The sequence below is a fragment of the Orientia tsutsugamushi str. Boryong genome (genome assembly GCF_000063545.1).
Lineage (GTDB): Bacteria > Pseudomonadota > Alphaproteobacteria > Rickettsiales > Rickettsiaceae > Orientia > Orientia tsutsugamushi_C.
In genome coordinates this window covers 1,926,960-1,942,155 of record NC_009488.1, presented here as the reverse complement: position 1 = coordinate 1,942,155, position 15,196 = coordinate 1,926,960, and the positions used below count along the sequence as shown (strand labels likewise).

The 15,196-nt window shown below is 32.9% G+C and carries 8 protein-coding genes and 3 pseudogenes; 4 read left to right on the top strand and 7 right to left on the bottom strand.

Going from position 1 to position 15,196, the window contains the following annotated elements; genetic code table 11:
• Positions 1 to 76 precede the first annotated feature (76 nt).
• Positions 77 to 652 carry an HD domain-containing protein gene (locus OTBS_RS09175; protein WP_011944770.1) on the top strand — a complete coding sequence of 192 codons (576 nt, stop codon included), beginning with the start codon at positions 77 to 79 and terminating at the stop codon, positions 650 to 652.
• Between the two features lie 36 nt (positions 653 to 688).
• Here OTBS_RS09175 and OTBS_RS09170 read toward each other — a convergent pair whose 3' ends face one another.
• Complete coding sequence (locus tag OTBS_RS09170; RefSeq protein ID WP_041621251.1) at positions 689 to 1,222, bottom strand: hypothetical protein; 534 nt, start codon at positions 1,220 to 1,222, stop codon at positions 689 to 691.
• A gap of 93 nt (positions 1,223 to 1,315) precedes the next feature.
• Positions 1,316 to 1,771, bottom strand: coding sequence for a conjugal transfer protein TraD (locus OTBS_RS09165; RefSeq protein WP_011944772.1), 456 nt, complete (start codon positions 1,769 to 1,771; stop codon positions 1,316 to 1,318).
• Between the two features lie 275 nt (positions 1,772 to 2,046).
• Between OTBS_RS09165 and OTBS_RS13305 the strand changes: the two genes are divergently transcribed.
• The 3 genes from OTBS_RS13305 to OTBS_RS09150 all read left to right on the top strand — a co-directional run bounded on the left by OTBS_RS13305 (position 2,047) and on the right by OTBS_RS09150 (position 7,545).
• Positions 2,047 to 4,533 (top strand): AAA family ATPase, encoded by a 2,487-nt coding sequence (locus OTBS_RS13305; RefSeq protein ID WP_410517955.1) that lies wholly within the window; start codon positions 2,047 to 2,049, stop codon positions 4,531 to 4,533.
• An 880-nt stretch (positions 4,534 to 5,413) separates the two neighbouring features.
• A complete protein-coding gene (locus OTBS_RS17255; RefSeq protein ID WP_232489067.1) occupies positions 5,414 to 6,517 on the top strand; it encodes a toprim domain-containing protein in 1,104 nt (367 codons plus the stop codon).
• Positions 6,502 to 7,545, top strand: a complete 1,044-nt coding sequence (locus OTBS_RS09150) for an Rpn family recombination-promoting nuclease/putative transposase (protein WP_011945135.1) — start codon at positions 6,502 to 6,504, stop codon at positions 7,543 to 7,545. Before OTBS_RS17255 ends, OTBS_RS09150 begins: the two co-directional genes overlap by 16 nt.
• Position 7,546: 1 nt before the next feature.
• Here OTBS_RS09150 and OTBS_RS09145 read toward each other — a convergent pair.
• The 5 genes and pseudogenes from OTBS_RS09145 to traF form a co-directional block, all read right to left on the bottom strand.
• Positions 7,547 to 9,302 (bottom strand): annotated as a pseudogene (locus tag OTBS_RS09145) (type IV secretion system DNA-binding domain-containing protein).
• A 5-nt stretch (positions 9,303 to 9,307) separates the two neighbouring features.
• Positions 9,308 to 10,447, bottom strand: coding sequence for a tetratricopeptide repeat protein (locus OTBS_RS09140; RefSeq protein ID WP_011945134.1), 1,140 nt, complete (start codon positions 10,445 to 10,447; stop codon positions 9,308 to 9,310).
• 12 nt (positions 10,448 to 10,459) lie between these two features.
• Positions 10,460 to 13,097 (bottom strand): annotated as a pseudogene (locus OTBS_RS09135) (conjugal transfer protein TraG N-terminal domain-containing protein).
• A pseudogene (locus OTBS_RS09130) lies at positions 13,097 to 14,397 on the bottom strand (conjugal transfer protein TraH). The pseudogenes OTBS_RS09135 and OTBS_RS09130 overlap by 1 nt, the downstream one beginning before the upstream one ends.
• Complete coding sequence (gene traF / locus OTBS_RS09125) at positions 14,394 to 14,873, bottom strand: conjugal transfer protein TraF (RefSeq protein ID WP_410517952.1); 480 nt, start codon at positions 14,871 to 14,873, stop codon at positions 14,394 to 14,396. The pseudogene OTBS_RS09130 and the gene traF overlap by 4 nt, the downstream one beginning before the upstream one ends.
• Between the last annotated feature and the right edge of the window lie 323 nt (positions 14,874 to 15,196).

The following is a 15,196-nucleotide window of genomic DNA, read 5'->3' as shown; positions in this document are numbered from 1 at the left end:
GTTTTTATCTGAGATTGAAGTATATAAAAAGTTTAATTTATTGTATAATTTATTAAAGATTATTTAGAGATGGAAAATGATAGACTTTTATAGCGAGAGCTTACTAAATAAGCTGTTTAGAATCAACGTAAGATTTAACGCTGAAATTGATCTTGATAAAGTTGAAAGAGCAATATTTTACGCTAAAAAATATCATGACAAACAACTTCGAGATACAGGAGAGCCATATTATATGCATCCATTAGAGGTAGCTTATATGGTAGCAGACTACAGTTTTGAAACAGATACGATTATTACAGCAATACTACATGATACCCTCGAAGACACAACACTAACTAAAGAAAAGATTGTTAAGGTATTTGGTAAAAAAATTGCAGAACAGGTTTCAGAACTCACAAGGATTAAGGATAATAAAAAAATCAGTTCTAGAGAAATGATTCAAACATTTTATAGCCAAAATAAAACAGAACTATTATTAATTAAGCTTTTCGACCGATTCCATAATATTCAGACTATATCAATAAAACCTTATGAAAAAAGACAAAAAATCGTCATTGAAACTCAGCAAGAATTTATACCTCTTGCTGAATACCTTAATCTACCAGAGATTAGAGAACGCTTAAGCGAATATTGCAAACTTAATGCTAGCTAGAATATGGTTTAACTAGTAAAATATTATCTCTATTATTTATTCGGATGTACAACTTGATATGTCACCTATACAATCTTTAAATTGATTAGGTGTATAAATATGAATATTATCTTCATAGTAAGCAATTCTGTTATCATCAGTAAATGTATCTAATTCTGATGGTCTCTCCTTCAGATCATTATATACAATAGTTAACTCTTTATCAGTTAATAATTTTTTGCTACTATTTAGAATAGATTCATTATCATATTTTACTACTATAGGCATTAGCTGGTTATGATTAAGCTTTTCTACTGCATATAATGTGTTATATGTTTTTTTAGCATATTCATAGTGTTCAACTACTGTATACTGTTTTATACCTGAAAAAATATAACTAATCGCTTCTTTTGCTCTGGTACAATCAGATTTAGCTTTTTTAATAATGTCATTGTATTGGCTATTATCCCACCCAATCAAGAGTAAAGAATTATTACTTTCTTTTTTAAATATAAAATTAGTAGCTAACTGTACTATTTCTGTGGAAGTAGGATTATTAGCTGAATTATGGTACAAATTGTTTCTATACATAATCACCCTATTGTTAAGTAAGTTTATATTATAAGTTTATAAATTATACTAGCTAATTAGCAATAACTTTTTTGTTGCTTAAATATTTTCAATTCAGGATACCAATTCTAGATTATATTGAACATTAAGAAGGCCATTCTTTAAGGCCTCAATATCCTTAACATTGCCGCACCATTCTTGGTGAAAGCTATTCCATTTTAAGCCATGAAGGCGAATGTGGAGCTTAGTGTTTTCGTCTGGTTCAGAGGAAAATTTTAAAATCACGGCAGCTTTATTTTGCTGTTCTTTATCAAAAATATCTTTACCGATTGTAGTCCAATGATTCTGAACATTTGGATGTTGTGTTAAAGTTTCTTTTAGTGAAACAATTGCACCAAATAAAGTATTTGCTGATAAGTGATCAAGCTTAGCCTTAGCAACTAATCCACCCATTTCGATAAGACGTCGAGTACGCATTTTACGTTCTTTAATTTTAAGGTTAACCTCATCCATGATTAGCTTAGCCTTTTTTTGTTGGAGAGTAATTTTTTGCTGCATAAGATTTGCCATGTTAGTAATTCAGAAAGATAAAAAAATCAGGCAAGAATATATCAAAATAAAATTCCAGTAAAGAAAAAAACCGCACCTGCCAAACCAACATCAAATAATTATAGTCAAAAAAACGTGAATTCAGGTTAGAAGCTTCATTAAAGAATAAGCTTATACGCAATATGTAAACTTGAAAGTTTACTGCTAAAAAATGAGCACTCATTAGCCGATTGAGTGTTAAAAAAAAGAAGTTTGTGCTAGCAAAATCAAAAAAACCATGCTAACTTAAAACTCAGGTGAGAATTGGTGTTGAGATGGCTATACAGTTTGCAATGATTGAATTTTTAAGTAGAAGTAAAGGAGGAGATAGTTGTTGTAAGGCAGCGTATAATGCAAGAACTATTGTTAAAAATGAGCAGACAAATATAAGGTATAACTTCTCTTATAAGAAAGATAACGTATATCATACAGTACTGATACCAGATTATGTAAATCAAAAATTCAAGAATGTCCAAAGATTAATGAATGAGGTGGAACAAACAGAAAAACGAAGAAACAGTAAGTTGTTGAAGGATATCGTAATAGCACTGCCAGACGATAAGGAATTGAATTTAGAGCATAGAATAGAAATAACTCATCAAATAGTTGATGTAATGGAATGGGTAAAAAATGGTCTTGGAGTACAGATAGATATTCATAAGCCTCATAGAGGAGATAAAAACTGGCATGTGCATATATTGGTTACTACAAGAAGATTTAAAGAGAATGGCGAAGAATTAGGTGGTAAAGCTGTTGACTTGGAGCCTAAATTCAGAACATCAAAAGGTAAGGCATTTATTATTCCAGAAGCTGAGATGATTCACGAAAAAGTGAAGGAAATAATTAATGCATATTTTGCTAAATTAGGCTTAACAAATAGAGTTGATAAGATAAGTACAGTTCCGCAAGAGCATATTGGACCTACTAGAATTAGGGGTTTAATTAATGAAGTTGCAAATGAAAATGAGTTACGTAAAGAGGCTCATTTGAAGATTATTAATGATGTTGATGTAATAACGGATTCTATAACACATTACAAATCTATTTTTACTAAGCATGATATTGAAAAAGCCGTGAAAGATATACCAGACCTAACAGCAAGAGAACTGTTAGTTCAGCAAGTGCTTAGTTCAAATAGAATACTAGAGTTATATCATGATGATGGTGAAAGTAGTAAATATTTTACGACAACTGAGGTTAGAGATGAGGAAGCAAGAATAATAAGAATAGCTAATAAAATCGATACTCAAGCTTATTACAATGATATTTATCATCTTAAAAACGATATCGAAAGCTTAACAAGTGTTAGTGAAGAGCAAAAACATGCTCTACGACGTATTTTGCTTAGTAATAGTGGAGTTAGAATACTAAGAGGAAGAGCTGGAACAGGTAAATCCACTGTTTTAGCAAAAGCATATAAAATTGCAACAAATCGTAGACAAAATGTTATTGGACTTGCTCCTACACATAAGGCTATATCAGTGCTGAAGGATAATGGCTACCAGAAATGTGATACAATAAAAGGATTTTTATATAAAAATAGCGTTACTAGAGACAGTTTAATAGTAGTAGATGAAGCTGGAATGGTTGCTACTAGAGAATATGCAGAGCTGTTTAGAGTAGTTAGAAACAATAATTGTCAACTGATACTTGCTGGAGATGAAAAGCAGTTAGCTTCAATAGAAAGAGGCGGAATGTTTGAGATGCTGAGTAATATTTTCAGTTCACATGTTTTAGTGAATATTCGAAGACAAAGTGAAAACTGGAGTAGAGAAGCAGCAACAAAGTTTGCTGAGAGTAATATTTTAAGCGGTATAACATTACTGAGACAAAATAAATGTATTAAGTTTGATAATACGTTGCAGGACTCAATGAGTAAGTTAAGATACAACTGGAGTCTAAGCAAGTTTAAGCTACATGAAAAATTGGTAATTACAGTACGTAATAAAGAGGTAGACATTCTTAATTCAAGTATTAGATCTTTGTTAAAAGCTAATGGCACGCTACAAGGCACAGAATATAGGCGTTCAATAGCTGGAAGGAAAGAGTCCTACATGGCTGGAGATCGAATTGTATTTCAAAAAAGCGATAAGGATTTACAAATACAAAATAGTGAATTTGCAACTTTAACTTCGGTTAATAAAAATGAATTTGTAGCTAAGACAGATGCAGGACAAGATGTGAGTTTTGACCCAAGCAAAATACAATTTAAACATGGTTATGCAAGTACTGTTTATAAGGCCCAGGGAGCTTCTATAAAAGATGTATACGTTTTACATAATGGAGTAAGTAATATAAGCAGCTCATACGTAGCTATGACAAGGCATATAGAGAAATTACAGCTATATTGCAATAAGGAAGCAACTAGAAGCATTAACAGCTTAATAAATCAGCTTAGCAGACCAAATGATAAATCAGCAAGCATAAACTTAAAAACTAATGAAGATTTAAATAAAGAAAATCCAACTATTTTAAGTAAAATTTGTGGTTGGTTTAAGTCTATAGTAACTGATGTAGGAGACAGATTTCATAAAAACGCTAAATATTATCAGTACGATAAAAAACCAGAGCAATTAGCTGACATTAAGATCGAACAACCTAATATAGTTAATGATATAAGAAAATCAGAAATAAGTCCAAATAATGAATTAAAGGCTACAAAGACCGCAAACGATATTTCAACTACAGAAAAAATCAACACAAAGCCTGAACAACAAAATCCAAGAATTAGTATTCGAAGGTAAAATGAGCTGCATAGAGCAGCTCAAGGGTAATAAAAATACGACTTTGCTAAGCAGAATGCGAAAGTCCTGAAACTTAGAGAGATTCGTTAACAGAAATACTATCTCAACAATCACTCAGCAAAAATATTATACCATTTAAACGGTAAAAATACAAATAAATTTAGCGAAGGTGAGGTTCTGTATGACTGATAAAATCAATAATTCAAACAATCATAATTTAATGGAAGAATTGAGAGACAGAATAGCTTCTCATGCAGAAACCATAGCATGTGATTTGCTTGGAGAGCCTAATAAACATTTATCAAGACGTGGAGAGACACGTTGGGGAGATAAAGGGAAAATTGTCGTCAATACTAGTGGCAAGCATGCTGGAAAATGGTATGACTTTAGTTCTGGCGAAGGTGGAGATTTATTTGACTTAGCTAGAAAAGAACGTGGCGGTGATTTTGTTAGAGCTAAGGAATATCTAACAAGCATAGTAGGAATGTCAACTTATAATGAGTCTTATCCTCGGCAGGTACATAAAGAAGCCACTCAAAATGAGCTAGCTAAAATTCGAAAAGTTCAATACTTTTATAATCAGTCTTCTCCATTATATTTTACTAATAATACTGAAGTTCAAATCGTAAAAAGATATCTTGAACAACATAGAGGAATTGATTGTTTTACAATGAATTCTGACTTGAGAGCAAGTGTAATTCTTGATAGAGAAACGAATGAAAATTATCCAGCATTTTCAGCATTTTCAAGAAATGCGAAAGGTAAAATTACTGGTGTACAAGTTGTATATTTGAATTCGCAAACGTGCGATAAGGCAGATATTTCAGTCCCTAGGAGGGCTTTTGGCAAAATTAGCGAATCGTTTGTTAGAATTACTCCATTGGCACCACATGATTCGCCTATAACAATTATAACAGAAGGCGTTGAAACAGCTTTAAGTCTAAAACAAGCAGGAATTAATGGAAAAATTATCGCTGCTATTGGCATACATAATTTCAAGAACTATCAACCATTTGAAGGAGAAAACATAATCATAGCGGCAGATAATGATGGACAAAATTCTATAACAATGAATACTGTTGATAAAGCGAAAAAAACACTCGAAAATAGTGGAGCAAAGGTGTTAAAAGTGATGCCAACACAAGAAGGTGATTTCAACGACCTATTACAAATTCATGGGGCTGAAGCTATTAGACAGATTATAATACCTGAAATTGCCAAACTTATTAAATTGAACGAAATACAAAATAAATCATCTGAAATACCTAATCAAAGTGACGTTAAAGAATTATATGCAAAATCTTTGCCCCTATACGACTATAACAAAAAGGAAAAAGCTAATGCGGAAGTAACAACAGTCAACAAATTTTTAGAAAATCATACAGAAATTTATAGTTCAAAAATCTTTGACAATCCTAATTTAAGAGCAAATATGGTTTTTGATGAAGAGACTCAAAAATCCTGGCCTGCACTCACTATTTTTGTTAAAAATGACAAAGATGAAATTACTGGAGCTAAGATATTAGCCTTGAATTCAAAAACATGTAATAAAGCGGATGCAGCTGAAAATTCTGTTGGTACAATTAGTGGATCATTTGTTGAAATTGCTCAACAAAATTCAGACTACTCTTCTATAACAATTCTTACAGAGAATATTGAAACTGCTCTAAGCATTAAACATGCTGGAGTCGAAGGAAAAATCTTATGTGCCATTGAAGCTGAAAATTTGCAAAACTATAATCCTGGCTCAAAAGAAAAGATCATTCTAGCGGTTAAAAATGACGTAAATACTGAAAAAGCAGAAAAAGTTTTGGAAGATAAGGGAGCAATAGTCTGTACGGTCAAAAATGACTTCAATAATGTATTAAAAACTCAAGGATCATATGCCGTTAGAAATATTATCAGCCCTGAAATAAGAAAACTTACTGAAAAAAATGAATCAATACAAACTAATATACAACCAAGATTATGTCTGAAAATTTAAAACATGATGGGCTATTTAAAGATTTAATGAATGAACCAAAAGCAGCTCTGGATTTTATAAATGACTTTTTACCAAATGAAGTTAAAAACGTACTAGATTTAAATACTATAAAAGTTGAGCAAGAATCATTTGTCGAAGCAAATCTACGCCGTAGTATGTGTGACGTACTATTTTCAGTTAAAACAAAAAATAATAATGATGCATTTATATATGTGCTTATCGAGGCAGAATTAAGATCTGATTATTGGATTGCGTTCAAATTATGGCAATACACATTATCAATATTAAAAAGGCATAAAAAAGGACTTAAAAAGCGTAAAAAAGAACGTGGAAAATTACCAATTGTTGTACCAATTGTAGTATATCATGGAGCTGACCGATTTAATGCTCCGAGAAGCTTATGGGAACTGTTTGATGATCCTAAATTAGCTAAAGAGTTGATGGGCTCTGAATACTTATTAATCGATTGGCAAGCAATACCAGATAGTGAAATAAAAAGAAAAGCAACTGCTGCACTAGTTCATTTTATGAAGTATATTCATAATCAACCTGATATAATAGAGCTATGGGCGAAATTCTTTAATACACTACAAGAAATAGTACAAAAAGATAAAGAAGAGGGCTTTCTTTACATAAGATCGTTATTGTATTATACTATAAGTAAGGTTAGTCAAAATGAACAACCTAGGTTAAAACAATTACTGGACGAAAATTTATCAATTGAGGATAGAGATAGGATTATGGGAACAATTGCTGCACAATATATTGATGAAGGCAAAGCTAAAGGCAGAGCTGAAGGCAGAGCTGAAGGCAGAGCTGAAGGCAGAGCTGAAGGCAGAGCTGAAGGCAGAGCTGAAGGCAGAGCTGAAGGTATAGAGATTGGTGAGACTAAAGGCAGAGCTGAAGCTGCACAAGGGCTTGCAAGGAACTTATTAAAAGCTGGCTTTTCAGTTGAATTTATTGCTGAAAATACTGGGTTATCAAACGAAGAAGTGGTTAATTTAAAAGTTAGCATGGATAATTCTTGAATTAATAATTCACTAACTTAAGTTTTTTGAGCAATGTATATCCCCAAACATATGCTATATTTAAGTTTTGTAGCTTCATAGTTAGTTTTGTGATGGGAAAGTTACCAACAAGCTTTACATAACATGTAAGGTCTGGTAGATTCATAATTTCAGATGGCATAACTAAAAGCTTTTTACGCTCAACATTATTCATATTTACTCCATCTCGCATAGTATTTGATCCATATGACAAGTTTTCTTGAGTTTCAATTATCTCTTGCTCACCTAGTGTTAATGCTGATTTATAAGCTGTAACCTGATCGCTAACTCGAAAAATAAATTTACTATTAAACAAATCAAGCATAGAAGCACATTCAGCAGAACCATATATTGCTTCTAATTGATGAATGTTCTGCAACCCAGCAACAAAGCAGCCTCCATACTTTCTACTTTCAGCTAAAGCAACTGGTAAAGATGAAACTTTTTGTAGAGCTGGCAGTTCATCAAGTATAAACCATATGTTTTTGTTATCATGATTAGGATTTCTACACATCAAAGCTTTGATAGCTATACTTATCCATGCTGAAATAAGTGGCTGTAAAGTAGCTCTTTGACTTGGAGTAGCTGTGATAAATAGCCATCCAGTTTCAGCAGAATTACTAAACCATTCCTTGATGCTAAAATTACCTCCAGGCTTTAAATATTGTAGCGAAGTAATATTCTTTCCAAGAGTAGATTGAATTCCCGCAGAAGTTTCAGGCGCGCTTTCGCTTATAATGCCTGATACAGCGGTGTTTCTAAAAGCTTTTACAAATTGTCTATTATCAGAGTAAATGATTGTATGAATTAATTTTATGATATCTTTATTATCCTGATATAGCTTCAATGCTTCAGACAAGACTAATTCAGCATTTTTAGCAAAAAAGTCATCGATTCTATGGGTATAATTACTAAAACTACTAGCTATATCATGAAAATCAGCTGCTTCAAAACAATCGTTCCAAGGCAACCATTGCTCGCTATTTTTTTCCAAAGGATTAAGCAGCTTATCACATTTAGAATCAAAAAATCTATCAGTAAAAGCTCCAGTAAGGTCTATAATTATTGCTCGATCCTGTTGTGATCGAATTTGTGGTAGCAGTTCGTTAAGCATATTAGTTTTACCAGTACCTGTTGTTCCGGTAATAAGAATGTGCAGCCTTTCACTATTCTTTACTAATGGCAAGCCTCCAAAACAGATTTTCGAGGCCTTTTTAGCGCTTTTTAGCATTTTAGCTAGATTTCTACTCCGTACAAAATCAGCACCTCTAATTTTGGCCTTAATAATCGTTTTTTTACCTTGAGCCGTAAAGAAAACAATTGAGATTATCACACCAATAGCAAAAACAATTAATCCTTCTAATAATGCTGAATTGATTAGGAATTCCCATAATTGCTGTATTTTAAATCCATGTTGGCCTGTATAAAACTCATGCAAAAAGTCTTGGGCATTGAGGTGTGTCCATTTTTTAAACCTTAAACTATAAAATACGATTCCTATTTGATCGATATCATAAAAATGTTCACCAATTACTAACTTAAGCTGCACATATCTTTCAATTGCGAAATAATACAAGCTGCTCAGAAAAACTTTTTGATATAATCGACATATAATCCAGAATATTGATAATCCTAACCCAATCGTAAAAACATTGGTACTACCTTGCCCAAACATTCTTAAACTTATGGGCAAATAACTGCGATCCCCTTGTGAAATTGCCTTGATTCTGAAAATTCATCTATCTCAAGAGTATTTTTTCAAAATCTGTAGTTTTTGCTCATAGTCTTTTGCAATAGTAAAATTCTCGAATTCTGTTAACCTTTTAATTGTTGCTTCATATTCTGCTATAAGATTAGGCATATATTTAATAGCTAAGTTAAAATTCTCCTTAGCCTTTGAGTACTGTCCTAAACTTACTAATGAAATTCCTTTTTCAAGATAATTTTCAGCAAAATTAGGGTTATACTTAATAGCAATATCAAAATTTTCTACAGCTTCTTGATGTTTTCCTAATTTCTCAAAAATCATTCCTTTGTTATAATAAATATCCGCACAATTTGGATCATATTTAATAGCTAAGTTACAGCTTTCTACTGCTTCCGAATATCTCTTTAATAAGCTTAATACATAACCCTTATTACAGTGTGATTTCACACAACTAGGATCGTATTTAATAGCTAAATCAAAATGTTCTATTGCATTCTGCAATTGGCCTAAAAATGCTAAAGTTAAACCTTTATTAATATAAGCTTCTGCATAATTTGGTCTATATTTAATAGCCATATCATAGTTTTCGATTGCATTTTGAATGTCACCTAAATTCATTAAAGCTATGCCTTTGTTATAATAAGCTTCTGGATAACTGGAGTTATACCTGATAGCAATATCAAAGTTTTCCATTGCTTCTTCATACTCTCCTAGGTCATTTAAAGAAGCTCCTTTTGTATTATAAGCAGTTACATAGTTAGGTTTATATTTAATAGCAAGATCACAAAGTACTATAGCTTCTTTATTTTTTCCTAACTTTCCATATGATACAGCCTTGTTATTATATGCTTCTGCAAAATGGGGATTGTATTTAATAGCTAAATCGAAATTTTCTATAGCTTCTTTTGGCTTTTCTAGATTATTTAAAGCAATTCCTTTGCTATTATATGCTGACGCATAACTTGGATCATACTTAATAGCAATATCATAATTTTTAATTGCTTCATGATATTTTTTTAATCTCAAGAAAGAGCTTCCAATATTAAAATATTCTTCTGCTAGAATATCTTTATCATAGATTAAATCTTGTTGTATGCTTTGCTCTGCTGCAACAGCTGCTGTATTTAATAATATTAATGATAAAATAATGGCTAATTTTTTACACGCGTTTTTCATATTAATTACTAATCATTTATTACCATTTAAATTTTTTATTGCTTGTTTACCAGTCAAAATAACTGCTGAATTAGACGTATTATTAAATTCATTCTGTATTTCTTTAGTCTTATTCTTAATACTATCAGAAATTCGATCAAGATTCTCTACTTTTTCATTATCAATAAAAGTTTGTTCCATATTCTTATTATAAGCCTTATTATTTATATAATTAGCGTTTTGACATTTTAACTCTTCAGATTTTTTATTAAAAATTTCTTGTACATCTTGTTTAGTAGAAAAGTTACCATCATTAATATGATCATTCAAATCTTCAGGTATTTCATTGTTGATTTGAGCAACCTCAAAAGCAATTTTTTCTGCTTCAGCAGAGTGATGCATTATCCATCTAGCTGCTTGCTCCTTGCTTCTTATTTCAGGATTTCGAGCTATAATTTCATTTAATACAAGTTCATTAATGTTACGATCAATAGTAGTAGAGTTTTGAGATACATAATTCATGCTATAACTAAGTTGCTCCATTTCTTGTTTAGTTTTAGCTATCTCTTGCCCAATCGATTGTTGCTCAGAAAGATTAGCATTTAGATTCTCACTTAGTGACTGTACTTCGCTATTTGTACTACTCAGTCTTCTTTCTTCAACTGCACTTTTAATTTTTGATAATGCTTCATTATATGACTGTTGTTGATTAGCTGATATACCTTTATTTTGATCATCTTGATTTTTTCCTGAAACTACACCTTTGACAAAAAATTTCCCAGCTCCTACTTCTACATTAGTACCGCTACTTTTATTGTGGCTACTACCTGTATACTCAGTAGTAGCAATGCTACTAGAACCAACCTCTTGCACAGAGCTTGAGATTCACTATCAGTCATGCCTATAGACTCAGCTTCATCGTGAGTTAGTCTTTGTCCTATTTCCATGGCCATGGAGTTTCCTGTTGAAATAAGATCGGCCTCTCTTTTTGTCAGTGAATCAAGAATGCTCTGAGAACGCATAAACTGGTTTTGATATCCAGCTTGTAGCATAGCAGAAGCTCGGAAGTTATTTACCAAAGAATCTACAGCTTGAGTTACAAATTGCTTGCCATTATTTGCAGTAACAACTCTGTAGCTACCATCATCGATAATACCAGCAGCCATATGTAATGAAGGAGCTAGGTTTTGTTGAGAGATAGTTCTATTGCCTATGCTGTAATTATCCATACTCAAGTTATTGTCGACTATGTTACTTCCTAAGCTGCTAGCAACTGGTATAGGAGAGAACTGGCTTGCTAAGTTAGCTGTAGCATGAGCGCAAGCTTTTAGTACTGCCCAAGAAAGCATTGGTATAGATGATGCAAGCATTTGAAACGTCGCATAGCTATATAAAATCATCTCTGCAAAGCTTCCTTGTGATAGCATATTCAAGCCATAATCATTACCAAAAGCTCCAGATTTGCTGGCTAGGCTGATCATTCCGAGGCAATGGATTATTGTAAAAAATACTGGCCAGCTGCTGACCCATATTATTAACAAAATCCATGTTTTTAGTATGTTGTAGCCGCCAGGTAGTAAGGCCATTGGAAATACAATAAAGATCATCGAGACTACTAAAGCAAAAAATACAGATTGTAAAATAGGCATCATGTGAGCAGCCATTTCTCCAGCTACTAGATACGAAAATGATTGTTGAAAGAGGCCTCTGATTGCATGCATACTAACTAAATTAGGATAAATTCTTGATAACGAAAACTTCTCACGCCAGTCATCATATGACTCACGATTAGCATTAAGAAGCATAGCTTGCTTCATCCATTCATGAATATCTTGCTGCTCTCTTTGTAAATATTTTAGTGTATCTCCAGTCATGACTTTTAGTCTTTGACTTAACATGTGTGACTGATCAGATTGAACTCCAATTGCTGCTGCAAACTTGGTTAAAAGTCCTTCATTTAATTCTTTATGAATTGCCGCTTTAATCAATGGAGTAGCTTGTCTACAGGTCTTGAAACTAATGGCTAAATTACTAGGCTCGCGATAATAAATACCAAAATTATTAGGTATATTTTGCTCGATAAATCCTATAATGTCGTTAGTTTGTTGAGCAGCAGCTTTTTTACCTAGAATATTGCCTATGATGTAAGGCTTCATAAAGCATTGTCTAAGGAATTCCTTCGTATTAGTTAAAGTTATTGGATCCTGTATTTGCACATCTCGAATCTTAGCTACAGCCTTAGCTCCAAACATAATACCAGTTTTTCTGCTCGATAGTCCTTCATAAGCTGGCAAAAGATGCTGTTCCAACATTTTAGATACAAAGTAACTCGTTTGCGATGAAAGAGAAGCAAACATTGCAATACTTATGGGAATATTATCAACCTTTACTGGCGCACTCATTGATACTTCATCCTTCAGCCAAACAGTAGATTTGGGGGCAAATAACAGCGTAAAAATAAATATCGATGGAAAAAACCATTCCCATAGCAAAGATGCCGATATTTCCTCTAAAAATAGCCCTAGTAGCAGCCCATATGCCACCAATAGTCAAGGCTAAGTGACCCACTGGAGTGAAGTATTCGCTATTTGAAGCAAAGACCTCTGCCTATGCCATTAAACACATGCCATAACAGATCTCCACCACCAAATGTGTATATTACGTAATCCATTAACTTTTCTCCTTCGCTATTAAATGCTGCTCTATTAATCTAGCCCTTTTATCTATTCGACTTGCATCGGTTTGTAGGCTAGTCCATTTTTCATTTGCAAAAAGTTGTACTCGATTCAATTCCTTCAAATATCTTTCTAAATGTTCATTCGAAACTTGCTTAGCACCTAGTGAAGTAACGGCTCTACGTATTTCGGTGATTACTTCCTTCAAATGCTGAACTAATGTATAGCTAGCTATTAATTCTGATGAGATCTCTAAAATTGTGACTCCAGAAATAGCTTCTAATGTGATATAATCATAAATTGGAAATATATCTCCAATCGAAGATAAAAAGGCTATCTCAGAGTTGCTATATTCAGAATTCTTATCAAACTTATTTTTTAGATCAGTCAATTTTTGCTTAGCTTTACCTGCATAAGACTGCTCTGGTGATATTGTGATATTTCGTTGTAGGCTTGGATGCAGGCAACTAACACTATCACAGCTGTAAATTGAAGCTGATTCTCCACCTTTTAAATGACTAATCCAACTTTTTTCATCCTGAGCTAAGGAGTCAAAAAAGTACACATTATTGTTTGTAACCACGATAGTGCCAGTCATAGACATGATTGAATCACGCATATTTGATGGTATTCCAACCTTTGCTGCTGCTTTAGTGAAGATGTTATAATCATCCAGCATAACTCTGAATCCTTATTTTGTGCTTGTCGCAGAGCTTGTTTTTGGGCTAAATCATTACGACATTTTTTACCAGCAGCAAAATAATCAAACCCGCTTTGTGACTGTATATCACGGCAAACAGCTTCTCTCATAGCTGAGTTTCTTGGTAAAGCTGTAGCAAATAATGCTTTTGTTAATTTGCAATCTTCCTTAGCAAATTGATTCATCTCCATTGCTAGATTACGTAAGTCTTTGAGAGCATTCTCAATTTGAGGAGCAAAGGTTTTTAATCCTAATGAAAAAGCATAGACTTTAGCTTGAGAACCAATGTTTTTCATCAATTGAACTAATTCTTCTCCAGAAATAACAGAGAAGCTACCAAGATAGGCATCAATACCGCTACAGCTCATGTTTAAAGATGGTGGAGTTATAGCAAATGGCTGAAATGATGTTTGGCTTGTTCTGGCAGATAATCCGCCAGCCGCATAATATCCAGCCGCTTGATCTTGATATGATCCAGATCTTGTGACATTAATACTCATTCCTTGAAATACGTTTTCGATATTCCAAGCTAGTGATACTGGAGCTTGTAGCAATAATAGCATTGTAATGGCATAAACTCTGATTTTGGTGCTCATGTAGTCTCCAACTTATGATAATATCTATCGATTGCTAGAATATTGTCGATAATTTTATCTTCAGAGATTATGCCTCTAGCTACTGCATATATTTTTTTACCATCGCTAGCTACTGAATATAATACAGGTACAATATGCTTAGGGTTTAGTTTATTTAGCAACTCATTATTCTTACTGACAGCTAGCAACTGAAATGCATATTTATTAGCAAAGCTCTGAACAATAGGAATAAAGGCCTTACAGAGCAAGCAATCTTGTTTAACTTGCAGAATCAATCCCCAGTTTTTAGCAATGTTTTTGAGTTTGAAATCATTTTTTTGCTCTGATTTTTCTTGATACAGCTTTCTATGTAAGCTATTAGCTGGCTCATTAGCATTAATCAGTTGATAATCAAGTAGAGTAGCCAGCTGCCACATAGTAGCAAACTTATGAGCCTTCTCCATGATTCGCTTCTGCAATCTTTGGGCTGTAATCACATTTTCGAGCGTTGGATTATCAAGCGCTATACGCGCTGAGCTCGATTAAATTGCTCCTTTAATTCCTCGATTCTCTGGTCATGAGCCACACTCATCAACTTAGAATTAGCAGCAGAGTCATCAAGCTCATGACCATGTTTATCATTGTACCATAAAAACCCCTGTAGCCAAAGAGTTAGTATCAGCTAATTCTATCGACAAGTAATTAAGTAGCCCCATAATTAGCATTATTGCTAATGGATTCATTATTGAATTATTTTTATATCTATCTAAAATGAAGTTTAGTCAAAGAAGGGAAGCATGACACAATCAAAGATTGCTGA

Bases quoted from the DNA above. Each gene is read 5' to 3' on its own strand.
- OTBS_RS09175 (WP_011944770.1), top strand. From the start codon at position 77: ATGATAGACTTTTATAGCGAGAGCTTACTAAATAAGCTGTTTAGAATC.
- OTBS_RS09150 (WP_011945135.1), top strand. From the start codon at position 6,502: ATGTCTGAAAATTTAAAACATGATGGGCTATTTAAAGATTTAATGAAT.
- OTBS_RS09140 (WP_011945134.1), bottom strand. From the start codon at position 10,447: ATGAAAAACGCGTGTAAAAAATTAGCCATTATTTTATCATTAATATTA.
- OTBS_RS09170 (WP_041621251.1), bottom strand. From the start codon at position 1,222: ATGTATAGAAACAATTTGTACCATAATTCAGCTAATAATCCTACTTCC.
- OTBS_RS09165 (WP_011944772.1), bottom strand. From the start codon at position 1,771: ATGGCAAATCTTATGCAGCAAAAAATTACTCTCCAACAAAAAAAGGCT.